This window comes from Flagellimonas halotolerans, assembly GCF_035818535.1.
GTDB classification, from domain to species: domain Bacteria; phylum Bacteroidota; class Bacteroidia; order Flavobacteriales; family Flavobacteriaceae; genus Flagellimonas; species Flagellimonas halotolerans.
The window spans coordinates 137,500-151,027 of sequence record NZ_JAYKYV010000006.1 but is presented as its reverse complement, the minus strand read 5'-3'; the positions used below and the strand labels follow the sequence as shown (position 1 = coordinate 151,027).

Annotated in this window: 11 protein-coding genes; 8 read left to right on the top strand and 3 right to left on the bottom strand. The window is 42.7% G+C overall.

The annotated features are described in order from the left end of the window. Positions 1-104 precede the first annotated feature (104 nt). The 4 genes from VM932_RS09165 (at position 105) to VM932_RS09150 (ending at position 2,274) form a co-directional block, all read left to right on the top strand. On the top strand, positions 105-491 hold the full coding sequence (locus tag VM932_RS09165; protein WP_326278535.1) for a DUF7793 family protein: 387 nt from the start codon (positions 105-107) through the stop codon (positions 489-491). Between the two features lie 18 nt (positions 492-509). Next, entirely contained in the window at positions 510-1,436 is a 927-nt protein-coding gene (locus VM932_RS09160) for a helix-turn-helix domain-containing protein (RefSeq protein ID WP_326278534.1), read from the top strand. 96 nt (positions 1,437-1,532) lie between these two features. After that, positions 1,533-1,985: a MauE/DoxX family redox-associated membrane protein gene (locus tag VM932_RS09155; RefSeq protein WP_326278533.1), complete on the top strand. Its 453-nt coding sequence runs from the start codon at positions 1,533-1,535 to the stop codon at positions 1,983-1,985. Between the two features lie 52 nt (positions 1,986-2,037). Next, the gene (locus VM932_RS09150; protein ID WP_067029123.1) at positions 2,038-2,274 is read left to right on the top strand and encodes a DUF6520 family protein; all 237 of its coding nucleotides are present in this window, start codon (positions 2,038-2,040) and stop codon (positions 2,272-2,274) included. A gap of 395 nt (positions 2,275-2,669) precedes the next feature. Here the strand turns inward: VM932_RS09150 and VM932_RS09145 are convergent, their stop codons facing one another. The 3 genes from VM932_RS09145 to VM932_RS09135 all read right to left on the bottom strand — a co-directional run bounded on the left by VM932_RS09145 (position 2,670) and on the right by VM932_RS09135 (position 9,524). Further along, positions 2,670-4,976 carry a zinc-dependent metalloprotease gene (locus VM932_RS09145; RefSeq protein WP_326278532.1) on the bottom strand — a complete coding sequence of 769 codons (2,307 nt, stop codon included), beginning with the start codon at positions 4,974-4,976 and terminating at the stop codon, positions 2,670-2,672. A gap of 83 nt (positions 4,977-5,059) precedes the next feature. Next, positions 5,060-6,469 carry a RagB/SusD family nutrient uptake outer membrane protein gene (locus VM932_RS09140; protein ID WP_326278531.1) on the bottom strand — a complete coding sequence of 470 codons (1,410 nt, stop codon included), beginning with the start codon at positions 6,467-6,469 and terminating at the stop codon, positions 5,060-5,062. A gap of 19 nt (positions 6,470-6,488) precedes the next feature. After that, positions 6,489-9,524: a SusC/RagA family TonB-linked outer membrane protein gene (locus VM932_RS09135; RefSeq protein WP_326278530.1), complete on the bottom strand. Its 3,036-nt coding sequence runs from the start codon at positions 9,522-9,524 to the stop codon at positions 6,489-6,491. A 726-nt stretch (positions 9,525-10,250) separates the two neighbouring features. Here VM932_RS09135 and VM932_RS09130 point away from each other — a divergent pair. The 4 genes from VM932_RS09130 (at position 10,251) to VM932_RS09115 (ending at position 13,528) form a co-directional block, all read left to right on the top strand. Continuing rightward, the gene (locus VM932_RS09130) at positions 10,251-10,484 is read left to right on the top strand and encodes a helix-turn-helix transcriptional regulator (RefSeq protein ID WP_326278529.1); all 234 of its coding nucleotides are present in this window, start codon (positions 10,251-10,253) and stop codon (positions 10,482-10,484) included. A gap of 233 nt (positions 10,485-10,717) precedes the next feature. After that, positions 10,718-11,506, top strand: coding sequence for a toll/interleukin-1 receptor domain-containing protein (locus VM932_RS09125; protein WP_326278528.1), 789 nt, complete (start codon positions 10,718-10,720; stop codon positions 11,504-11,506). 154 nt (positions 11,507-11,660) lie between these two features. After that, on the top strand, positions 11,661-12,965 hold the full coding sequence (locus VM932_RS09120) for an ATP-dependent nuclease (protein WP_326278527.1): 1,305 nt from the start codon (positions 11,661-11,663) through the stop codon (positions 12,963-12,965). Positions 12,966-13,138: 173 nt separating this feature from the next. After that, positions 13,139-13,528, top strand: coding sequence for a hypothetical protein (locus VM932_RS09115; RefSeq protein ID WP_326278526.1), 390 nt, complete (start codon positions 13,139-13,141; stop codon positions 13,526-13,528).

The following is a 13,528-nucleotide window of genomic DNA, read 5'->3' as shown; positions in this document are numbered from 1 at the left end:
CTTTTCGGATAACAGAAAGCCCATTATTGCTGATAACTGTCCTCCTGTGAAAACTTCAATTGCAGTAATTTTGTAAATTGATTTTGCTAACCAGTTTTCCAGAGATGAAAAAAACACATGAAAACACCTTTGCCGTATATCTGTTGACCGATGATCTATTACATATTATTTACAAGAAAGTGCCTTGTATCAATGTTAAGGCAGCAGAGCTCATTGTCAAGGATCGGATGGAATTACAGGAAGGCAAAACGATGCCGGTACTCTGCGATATACGGGAGGTCAGGAATATCGATAAGGCTGCAAGGGACTATTTGGCACTGGAAGGTTCCCTTTGGATCAAGAAACTGGCCCTCTTGATCTATCCACCGGTTACGGATATGATCAGCGCCATTTATCTGGACACCCATTCCCAAAAGGTGCCTACACGATCTTTTACCAAAAAATCGGAGGCCTTGGCCTATTTGGGCATTAAGGAAACTGATGATAACTAACCTATTTAATGAAAGGATATGCCGAACAGTGATGACTTTAGGGTAAAACGGATTCAAAAGATGCTCTTGGAAATGGCCAAGGGCAATTTCTTCTATAGCATTGAACCCATGGATAAGAATGACAATATCGCCTCTCTGGTGGTCATGCTGAACATGGTCAATGAGGAAATAGGGGCGGCCTTTATCCATCAAGGTTTTGCCAATGCGCACAATACCCCACAATGTGTCATCCAACTGTCCATGATCTTAGATGGGAATGGTCAAATCGAATTGCTCACCAACGGCACCTGCTCCCTATTGTCCTATCCCCCTAAGGATCTTTTCGGAAAACACATCACTGAATTCATGACGGAAAGGTCCCGGGAAAGATGGACTAAGAAGATGGCAAAACATCTGAAGCGGGAGCGGTCTGAAACGGTATTGTTCCTGGAATTCATTACGAACGATGGTCTTTTGCTGGCCAAGGATTGTCAAATATCGGTGTACCAGGCCCTGGATGGGAGCGGTCAAAAAATCCTGTTGAACTCCGTCTTCTTTTCCAAGGGGGAACCCTTTGAAACTGGGTTGCCCAAAAATAAACTCAAAGTGACCAAGGGCATCAAGGAACATAAGGTCACGTTGACCCCAGATGACATCCAAATCATCAGGGATGTCCACGATATGATCATCAACAACTTGGACAAGGATCTCCCCACCTTAAAGGATCTTGCACATCAAGAGGGCACCAATGAGTACAAACTGAAATATGGTTTCAAACAGATCTACGGTACGACCATTTTTAGATTTCTGATCAGGGAACGTCTTCGAATGGCAAGGACCCTGATCCAGCACAGCACCCTAACGATAAAGCAGATCATCCAAATGACCGGCTTTAAGAGCAAGACCCATTTTTCAAGGGCATTCAAGGACAAATATGGAATGTCCCCTACTGATTTAAGGTCATAAAAACCTTAAAATCATACATTTACTCCGTTTCAGATAACAAATACTCCCTTAGAGATACATCAGACTCCCGAACTTTGTCATATAAAATCAAAAGATATGTCATTCAAAGGAATCTACTCCAAGCTTGTTACCCTGTTCAGCTTTTTGCTGACCATTCTATTCACGTATACGGCGGTAAGTAAACTGAACCATTTGGATCTCTTTCAATGGCGCCTGGAACGGATGCCTTATATTTCATCCTATGCCTCTTTGATCTCATGGGGCGTACCCTTTCTGGAGTTGGTAATCGCTGGCCTATTGTGGTTTCCTAAATACCGAACCATGTCACTTTATGCCAGCTTAATCTTATTGGGCTCATTCACCACCTATATCATTGTAGTGCTAAAGTACAGTGAGTCCATTCCATGCTCTTGTGGTGGGGTCATTTCGGTCCTCGGTTGGAGAGACCATATACTATTGAACATCTCCTTTATGGTGCTATCCCTAATGGGAATTCTTTGGTCGAAGAAACAATACAACATCCAAACAAATCAAAATACTGTACAGTAGGGGAAGCCGAAAACCTAGAAAAGAGTAGGCATTAACTTTAATATTAAGTATTATGAAATCTAATTTTTTAAAACTTGTTTTACCTGCCTTCGCCATCCTTTTGGCGGTTGGCCTAGCCTTTGCCACAGAGGAAAGCAATCTTCCCTATGTGGGCTATATCGCTACCCAATCCGGGTATGCTGAAATTCAAACAGATTGTCCCAATCTTGGTGAGGGGTACTGTTATGAGGGACTCGATCAGGTGTTCAATGACAGTGGGTTGACAGACCCTAAGCGTACATGGGACTAAACACCATAATGCGTTAGTCAAGATGAGGCTGTCCAAAAGGACAGCCTCATTATTATATGAAAAACCGTTAAAGTCAAATAATTGCCCTGTCCGATGCAACACCACATGTCGACACAAATGATCTTTGGGTCTTTTTAAATAAACAATAACCCGTTGAAGCAAAATAACATCCTGAACTCCAAGTCAACATATTTTATCGCATTCCTTAGGGTACACCAGCGATCTTATTCACTATAGGCCTGGCCACAAATCATTCTTTCAAAGAGGCGCCAAAAAGCTTGGTTGACCCCTTAAGGTTGCCATAACCTTCCTGAAAAAAATGCCGCCCAGAAATTGCTTTCCAGACGACTTCATCACTAATTCAAAAAAAATGATCTACTATAAAAAAAGAAAGGTCATTTTGGTTCCACTTGAAATACCTTTTCCAACTTGGCAAGGCACAGGGTCCAATGACCCTTCTGTTCCAGATGCCTTTCCTGCCGCAACTTTTCATCCATCTGTTTTTTTAATTGTATGAGTTGTCCCATCATCATGCCTTTGGCATAATCGGTTTGGGTAAATACCTCAAGATTGCGTTTCACATCTGTACTTTCTTCCAAAACAATCTTTACCAACCAATCGATATAGGCTGCCTGCAACCCTTGTTTTCTGGGTTCCACAAACCCACCCTTCCCATTCAATTCACTAAAAAGTCCCCTTTGCAGTTGTACAAAATAGGCATTCATAACCCCTTCGAAGCCTTGGGTGGTCTCCATATATTGCAAACGTTTCATGAATTTCGGTTTCAACATCTCCTGGACCAATAACTGTTGGTATGTAAATAACTCGTCGGGAAAGGTCGTAAACCGTGAATAGGTATTGAACGTTGGTCGGGCCAACCACTGTGGGGGAGCAACAACCTGATCGACCAAAAAATCCATGGCCTCCCGTTGGGTTTCCAAGGGAATGGGATCATACATTTTTCCGGGTTGATCCATCGATTTATAGAATACCTCATATCCACCTACAAGTGAAAAGACATGCCTCATGGTGAAATACCAAAGTTCAATGGCCTCCCTATGGATACGTTCCATGCTTGCATTGTCCTTTTGGCCTTGGTTCAGTTTAGGCAAGAGCGCCATGGCCCGCTCCAGATTTTTAATGGCCAATTTGGCTCCTTTGACAGGATCATCCGTTTCGACGACCTCGTCCGTTGCGGTCGGACCGATGAATTCACCCTGATCGTTCGTGTAGCGATACCAAGGAATGGTATCCTGCAATCGAATGAGGCGTTCCAGACTATCGTTCTTTTTTTCAGCCGACCAACCCTCCGGAAACTCCTGATACCCCCATCGGATATAGTATTTATCAGTGGGGCCAACTTTTTGCATCAAAAGGGAAGGGGGAATACTATCTTCGGGCTGTGCCATATTGTTATGACGGGCATAATTCATGATACTCGGGGTATGGCCCATCGTCCGAAGCCATTGTGCATCACCCATTTTAACAACGGGGTACCGATATTCCCCATAGCTATTGTCAGTAATCCCAAAAGCATGACCTGTTTCATGGGCCACCAAGGATTGTATCAATTCCCCCATGAGTTCATCGGGAAAGGGATAGGTTTGGGCACGGGTATCCAAGGCCGCGCATCGGATAAAGTATCCATCCATCAAATGTTCATAGGAAGAACCCAACAGGATATCGGATTTTATGATCTCTCCCGACCTTTGGTCCACCACCAAGGTCACGGTCGAACCGCTCTTTTTTTCCCCGAACTCCCTGATATTCCCATTCCTGAACCATCGAACTACTGAAGTCCCCAGACAATGGCTCGACCACTCATCCAAGGAATCGACCTCATGCACAACGATGGCATCTTTAAAACCTGCCGACTCGAATGCGGGCAGCCATTCCAAGATACCGGCCTTGACATAAGGCCTCCATTGCTTCGGGATGTCAGGGGACATGATAAAGGTGATGGGGCGGATGGGAACACTGGTCTGCCTATCCTTATATTTTTTTTCCAAACGCCAACGGGCAATACTTCCCATATCATTTTTGGTACGATCGCGGTGGTTGGGCATGCTCTCGATCAAAAAACTCATTCGATAGTCAAACCGTCTGGGATCCATGGGACTTGACAGCTTCATAAAGCTATAGTAAACCGGCTGTATGATTTTGGCACTTTTCTTTTGTTGGCCAAGATGTACCTTGACCACTACCTCACCCCCCATCACCTTGGTGCCGACAACTCCGGTCAGTTTTGGTACATTGGGCGCATTGGATAGCGTTTCCCATCCCAGGGATCCATCAAATAGCATATCGGTGATATTGATATGGAACCTATCTTCGTTTTCTTCCATGATATCAAAAACACCCAATATGTTTGATTCCACATCCGGATCATTTCCCACAGGCAACCAAATACCTGTCTCGGACCAAATCCTAGGTTCCTCCAAATAAATCTGGTTGCCAGATTTCCTGAACACCACCTGTTTGGTTTCATATCTATGTAATCGACCGATCCTGGTAAGAAGCATGGGCTGCCCCATGTAGGATTTGGAGAGGTCCATAAAAAGCTGACCTTCCACTAGGGATGGGTTCAAAAAAGTCTGTGTTGTTGATGGGACTTCCCTAAACTCGGTCCCTCCATCTGGATTTTGGGCCATTCCAAAAAAGGGAACAGTCAAGAACAGCCCCATCCATAAAAAATACTTCATTGTTTTTCGGTTTTTAAGGACAGGCACTCCCCTACCACAGTACTGAACATTTCCAGACTTGTTTCCAGAGAGTGCCCATCCGATCAATATCCTTGGTTTTGTGGCAATAGATTGGGATTGGCCTCCAATTCGATCTCAGGTATCGGAAAAAGTACATCCGTGTCCTCCCAATCCGGTTTGAACATCCCCAAAACCGCTGTGGCCCTACCCGTTCGCCTTAGATCGAACCAACGATGTCCCTGTTCGGTGAACAGTTCCACCCTACGTTCGGCAAGAATAGCTTCCAAAAGTTCACTTTCCGAATTGGCCGTGGTATTGGCAAGCCCTGCCCTATTTCGAATCATATTAAGGTCTTCACGGGCACCGATCAAATTTCCTAGACGTGTCCTTGCTTCTGATCGGATCAGATATTGTTCCGCCAATCGAAAATGGATGGAATATTCAAGGGACTCCGTCACATCAAACCGTGCCTTGTACTTAAAGGGATAGTACAACGTGATGGTCTGCTCTTCATTGGAGATGCTATCGATCCATTCCGACCTTCGACCATCACCATCCTCAAAAGCGGAAAGGAGCCCATCGGTCAAGGCAAAAGACTGGCCAGGAACAAAAGGAATGATCAATTGGCTGGCCTCTTGGGTATTCCCAGGAAATTCACCATGCTGCAATTGCCAAATCGTTTCCATTGATTCCTTTAGGAACACCATTCCCAGTTCATCCTCCAAACCAAAGTTGCCAATGACATCGGCTGCCTCGGCCTCGGCCAAGTCCCATTGGTCCGTATAGAGGTATACCCTTGCCAACAAAGCCTTGGCCACATTTCGGTCCGGAACCAACCGTTCTTCATTCTCGATGGTACTGTTTTCCATAAGTCCCACAGCCCGCACCAAATCCGAAATGATCCTTTCATAGACCAAGTCCTCGGACATCCGTGAGACTTGATTGTTAAAGGCATAGTCTGTGGTTGTGATATAGGGAACATCCCCAAAAACGGATACCAAAAGACTGTGCATGAAGGCGCGGACAAAAAGTGCCTGTCCCATAAACCTGTCCTGCTCACTCTCTTCCAAATCGGTGGCCCCTTCAATCCCTTCGACAATGGCATTGGCCCCGTAAATGACCTTATAGGCTTCACTCCACCAAGCCAAAACCTCGGTATTGGGTGGCAGCACCCGGTTCTGGTAGAATTCCAACAATTGGGGATTGAAGCCATAGTAGTCCAGTTCATCACTGTATATGGCCAATCTAGTGGTAAACCCATAGTTGCCTGAGACCATTCCAGATTCCCGCATGGTAAAATATAGGTCGGCCATGGCGGACTCCACCGTAGATGGATCATTGAATACGGTCTCGGAGACCATGATGTTCTTTGGAGGGTCGACTTCCACAAATGCCGTACAGCCCATAATTCCTATTAAGGGTATTATCGATAGACACCTTTTCCCATACAAGGAGTTCCATTTCATTATTAAATACTTCACTATTGTTTTCATGATACTTTTTTTTAGATGGTTAGAACCCTACTTTTAGCCCCAAGGTCAGTTGTCTCAGTGGGGGCAATCGGTTATTGAGTGTCTGTTCCGGATCGGGCCCTTTGTATTTGGTAAAGGTCCAGAGGTTCTGCCCTTGCAGGTATACATTGACATCCAGACCATTTTCTAGATGGGGCACTCTATAGTTCAAGGAAATATTGCGTACCCTGATAAAGGAGGCATCCGACACGGCGGCACTGCTCCTTCGCTGAAGGTCCCCGTTGTTGGAGCCGGCAATCAATCCGGACGAGGCGACTTGATAGGTGTTCATATCACCCGGTTCCCGCCACCTATCATGGTAGAGTTCGACACCGGCATTTCTCCTAAACCCGGGAACCGTGTTGTCCCGGAGGGTATTATAACCCTTTTGCTTTTTGAACTGTAGGAAAACATCAAAGGTCATGTTGCCCCAGTTGAGGGTATTCCCGAGACCCCCATAAAACTTGGGTGCCAGGTCCTCAATCCATTCAAGGTCCCCACTGCTACTGATGTTCCCGTCCCCGTTATAGTCCTCGATCACGTATTGTCCAGTTTCGGGATCGACCCCAAGGGATCTGTACAGCTTTACAATGGATAAAGGTTCACCAATGACATAGCGATTGGCAAAAGTGGAAGTTTCCAAACCATCATAGCGCACAAGTTTACTCTTGGGAACCGATATATTAAAAGTCGTGGACCATTTAAAGGTTTCCGTACTTAGATTGGCGGAACGAAAATCCAACTCAATACCGGAGTTCTCCACCGTGGCATCGAAATTACCGGTAAGCTCGGAAAAGCCGGTCGTGGCCGCCAAGGGCACCCCCACCAGTTGATTGGAGGAACGGTTCCTGTACCAAGATGCATTTACAAATACACGGTCCCTAAAGAACCCAAGTTCAAGCCCTGCCTCCAGTTTTTTGTTGACCTCCCATCCGAACAAGGGATTAAAAATGCCCGAAGGACTCAGAATGGCGACCCCGTCATAATCGGAACCTGTGACAGTATAGGTATCCAAGAACTGGTAATCCCCGATATTATCACTCCCTGTGGTACCATAACTGCCTCGGAGTTTTCCAAAACTCAGTACGGAACTATCAGAAAGGAGGGCCTCTTCGGAAAAGATCCATGCCAATCCAACAGCACCGAAATTCCCGAACTGTTTGCCCGGACCAAAGCGGGAAGACCCATCCCTCCTTCCGGTCAGGTTAAGGATATACCTGTCCAAAAGCTTAAGGTTGACCCTCCCGAACACCGCATTATATTTATAATCGCTGTCGGCACTGTTACGGACCTCCACACGATCGGCAGCTGTCAGGTTAAAGATCAGTGAATTGTTGGGAAAGCCCGTACCCCGCATCACCAGTTGCTCGGTGGTTTCCTGTTGGAAAGTGGTCCCCAAGAGTACATCCATGGAAAGCTTTTTCCAATCCTTTTTCCATTGCAACTGGGGTTCTATGATCCATGAATTCCGCTTGGAACTATTTGTGGTCAGGCTGGAATAACTTTGCGGGGTAAAGTTGAACCTTGGGTTTCTTGCCGAACTCGGCAGGGTCCGGTACGAATCCAAACTATAATCCGTATAGCCCATGCTCGCCCTTACTTCCAAATCCTTCACAAGCTCATACGAGATAAGGGCATTTGCCAGAACCGTACTTGTCTTGACCCCAAATTTCTCTTCAAGGGCTGCCAAAGGGTTGTCCCATGTATTGTTTTCCCAATTGAGATTGCCATCCTCGTCAAACAGTGCAGGTGCATTCGGTGCCAGTGTATACGCTTGAAAGCTTAGGTCCGACCGTGGCAATAGATTATCCTCTTGGCTATAACTGGTGGAAAGGTTCAACCTGAACCGGTCATTGTCCGATCGGTGGTTGATATTGCTATGCACATTGGCCCTTTTATAATTGGCATCCCCAGGAAAGACTGTCGTTTCCTTCAAAAAGGCGCCACTGACCAAAAACTGGGTACGTTCACTTCCCCCGGAAACCGAAAGTTGGGCATTGTTCCGATACGCCGTTCCCCCTATAAGTTCCCTTTGCCAATCGGTATATCTATTTTGGTCCCATAGGGTAATATCCGGCCAATAAAAGTCATAAGCAGGCACTCCCAAAAAACCATCAAGGCCATCATTGCTGACCCCTTCCCTTCTCACCACCAGATATTGCTGGGTGTCCATCAGATCCATAAAATGGGAAACCTGGCCAAGGGAAGTACTGAGGTGGGCATCGAACCGTGTTTTACCTGCCCTCCCCTTTTTAGTGGTGATCAGTACCACACCATTGGCCCCTCTTGAACCATATATGGCAGTGGCATCGGCATCCTTAAGTACTTCGATGCTCTCAATGTCATTGGGATTGATAGCATTCAGGGGGCTGATATCGCTGTTCACGATATCCCTTGATATATCTTCGGAACCCAGGGATTGGGATCCGTAGGGCACCCCATCCACAATGTATAAAGGGTCTGTCACCCCGTTGATAAAGTTTTGTCCGCGCACCTCAATGGAAAAACCACCTCCCGGAACCCCTGTGGATTGGACAATGTTCACTCCGGACAGATGTCCCTGCATGGCCCCCAGGGGATTGGCCACGGGTTGTTTTTCCATCACATCGGCCTTGATGGTGGCAATGTTTCCCGTACGTTCACGCTCAGACACGGAGTAATAACCCGCATTGAGCACGACTTCACCCAAAACAGTGACATCCTCTTCCAATTGAACGAAAACTTCCTCCCGACCAGCAATGGGAACAGTGAGGGATTTAAAGCCCACCATGGAAAAGATGAGCACATCGGTAGGACCCGCATTGATAGAAAAAGAACCATCAAAATCTGAGATAGTCCCAATATTCTTGGATTCCACCACAAGGTTCACCCCGGCCAGGGGATTCCCCGAAGTATCGGTCACGGTGCCGGAAACAGTGGCCTGTGGTGGTTCCAAGACAGTGCCCGCCTGCACATGAAATGAAAAAAAAGACATTAAAAAGACAAATAGGAGCATAAGCAGGAATCCCCTGCGCATGCCTGTTATTGAATGTTGCATAAATTGAGTTCGTTTGATTTTTTTGTTAGTTATTAATTACACTACCCAAAAAGCCACGGGAAATCCGTAACTTCCAGAAGGGCATCAAGGTTCGGACAAAGGCCATCCTGTCCAAGGGAAAAAAGCCCATGGAAATGGATTCCTAAACCAAAAAAAAACCGTGATTTCGTGTAGGGTCGGTTACCCAAAAAGTGTAGTCGTTAGTTGTGGGACTAAAGGATATCGTAAACCGAAAGATCAGTGTAACGGGTATCCCACAATCGTGGCCTTGGGATTATACGGGATTCTTTGGCTTCTTTTTAAACAGGATATCGAACACCGAATGTGCTGCCCCAAAAACAGGACAAAAACAAGGTGTGAACCCTACATAAAAAAGTTGCCATAAGTTTCCCATAACCCATTGGTTGGGCGATGCTCCGAAAGAACCAAAGAAACAAAAACGCTAAGAAAAAAGTTGGGCGTGGAAACTCAACTTAACGGACGGAGGCACTGGTAAATGCCCTGCAAACGATAAGTGAGCCCACGCCCGGGTCGTGAGCAAACTGCTTATCATCTCGTTCGCATAAAAAATTACCAGTTTTCCATCCGAGAATCAAAGCGATTGCTTCAAATATGTTCTAAACGAAGAATCGCAAATTTAAATAACTGGATGCAATATAATAAAATATTTCAGTTTTCGGTCGAACGACCGAGATATTTTATTTCCCATCCTATTCCTTTGCTTAGATGTCAAACATTAATGTGGAAATATGCAGCTATATAACCGAGGAATGGCTACTCCCTTGGATAAAGGAAGGCAAATCCCAGAGTTCCTTTGCTATTAAACACAATATTGACGAAAGTACTGTAAGAAAAATAAAAGGTAGAAACGAATATAGAATACCCGTGGAAACTTTAAATAGGATTTGTGAAGCAAAGGGTATTAAGCTTAGTGAATTCTTTAAACTAGCAGGACTTTGAAAATAAAATTAGCATCCTTTGTCATTTAAATACTCCCTTACAGATATTCACATTTCCCTTTCCTAGAAAATTCTTACATTTAGCATCATCTCCCCCAAAACTTTATTGAACTATGATAAAGCTATGCTTTGGATTATGAGGCGAGACTTGGGCATAGCCGGCCAAATTGGAAGTATATGCCTAATAAAATCAGCATTTAAACAAGTTACCTGTAAAACGAAAAACAACAATAAATGAAAGTATTTTTTAGTCACGCATCAGAAGATAAACCACTGGTAGAACAAGTTTTTTTAAGAGTTCAAAATAGGTTCCCAGAAATAAAAGGATGGTTAGATAAATATGAAATTTTAGGTGGTGATGAACTAATTGACACTGTTCACGCAGGAATTGAGTCTTCGGATAAATTTTTAATTTTCTTATCGCCAAATTCGATTGATAAACCGTGGGTTAGAACTGAATTACGAAAAGCACTTTCTGATGAAATTACAGGTATCAAGCCAGAGTTTATTATTCCGATAAAAGTTGGACATATTTCACAATTCCCACCATTTTTGGAAAGTAAGTTTTACATTGATATTGAAAATAAAACAGAAGAAGAGTGGTTACAAGATATTTATTCTGCGATTACTCGTCAAAAAAAAGCCACTGATACACCCGCTGACAATTTATCTGTTTCTATTCATTTAGCAAGTGACGAACCCAAAGCTGCAATGGTAGTTTTTGAACCACAGTTTTGGGCTGAACCAATAGGCTTTAAAATAAAAACTTCTAAAAAAATAGTAAATCATATATGGCAATATCGAGAATTTAAAGGTATGCAACAAGTATCTATTTCGGAATTGAAATCTGATTTTGAATATGGAGTTCAAATTTTAAATCATAATATAAAACCAAAAGTTCCTTTCGTTTTAGGAGTTGTTTTTGAAGAAACTGGAGACCCAAAAAGCTTTATAACAGAAATAACACCTTGGAATGGTGAAGGCGGAGAACAAAGTATGAGATTCATAAGTTTTAATCAATAAAAAGTACTACAGGTAACAATGGTCATAAGTAATTGCTTGGGCTCGCCTACTTCTGAAAATCCTCGCGGATTTTCAGTTTGGCGTGTACTTGCAAAATTATGTGCTAAACCACGCAACTACTCATGGCCGAGACCGTTGGGCATAATTTTAACGAATGTACACAGATAAACCACCAATACAGATACAAAATGAATCCATAGAGATATATAATGGATTTAAAAACAAAGAAATAGTAATACTTTGTGGGCGAAACAATAGTGGCAAATCATTTCTTCTTAAAAAGCTATACAGAGAAATGGGTGCGAAAACGTCTTATCTAGGGCCCAATAGATATCAAAACTTTAATACGTTAGGAGTGGTTTCTCAAAAAAGAAATAAATCTCAAGAATATCAGAATTGGATTCATAACTTTCAGAGAGACCAACAGAACATAGACAATTCGCCTTGGAATTTGCAACAGGCTATTGCCGAATTAGAAAATGTAAAAAGAACTAATCTATTCTCGATTATTAATAAACTTTTGGGTTCAGAGATAAAAATTGCACTTAGCGACCCAAATAATGAAATGTCTCAAAGATATGTTAGTGTTGATGGATATAACATTAGTTATACTAGCTCTGGCTTTAGACTTATTGCTTCCATTCTAACCTCGTTGATGGATACAGATTATGAAAATTTTTTAATTGATGAACCCGAATTGGGTATTTCGCCCGAAATACAAGGTATTTTAGCAGATTTTCTTTTAAACGACGAGAATAGAAAAAAACACTTCCCCCATTTAAAGAAGCTTGTAATTGCAACTCATTCACCAATATTCATTGATAAACTAAGGATAAATAACAATTATTATGTAGAGAAAATTGGAGACGAAATCGCTATAAATTCTATAAACTCAATTCAGGGAATAAATTCCTTACAATTCTTTTTATTAGGGAATCGATTTGAGACACTTTTTCTACCTTCAATAATAATATTGGTTGAAGGAAAATGTGATTTTAAGTTAGTCAATCAACTTGTCAAAAGTAAATATCCAGATTGCAATATGTCTATTATCCAATCAAATAGCGATAGTAAGATTAGTGAGTACATCCATATGGCTAAAAACATGTTTGGAGACCTAAATAAAAGCCCATATCACAATCGAATTTTAGCAATTATCGATAGTGTACATCAAAATGGACTGAAAAATAAACTTATAAATCAAGGAATACCAGAAGAGAATATTGTTATATGGGACAAGAACGGAATTGAATACTATTACCCTGAGGAAATTATGTTTAAAATCTTTGGGCAATACGATAATATCCTTATCCAAAATGATGTGGTTAGTGCAAATGGAATAACCAAAAAGAAAAATGAATTAGCAGATTTAGTAGTGGGAATGATGAATGGAAACGAGAAATATAATGAGGAGTTTGAAACCAAATTTTTAAAAAGACTTGAATCTCTTATATATTAAAAACTATGCCCAACAAAGTTGGCTATACGTAATGCGGGTTTTGGCGCTAAATTGAAAGTAAGTGAATATTAAAAAACATATCGGTAAGCTGACAGTGAAGTGCTTTCTAATCCCGCACTACGCATAGCCGAGTCCGTTAGCCATAATATTAAGAAAAACAGTAAACTAACCAAATGAATTTAAACTTTGACGTCAATGATGACCAAATAAGTGATTTCACAGAACAAGCTAAGTCTGAGTTACTTTCTGTCGTTCGAAATAAGGCTATCGAGATAATCGATGAAGCCAATCGATTGGAAGAAACCCGAAGAACAAGCAACTCTAAAGAGATTACCGCGACCACGATTCAAGATGCATATTCCTTTACGAATAGATTCTCGAATAATTTAAAAACGCCTAAACATATAAAATGGATTCAAGCTTTAGCTTCAATTTCATCAATTATAACTGGTGGTTTATTTGATATAGAGAAAATGAAAGACCCATACTACCTGATAATTTTCTTGGTAGTTTTAGCAATAGCAATTGGTTCTTCGGTGTACCTAATTTTTAATCGCAAGTAA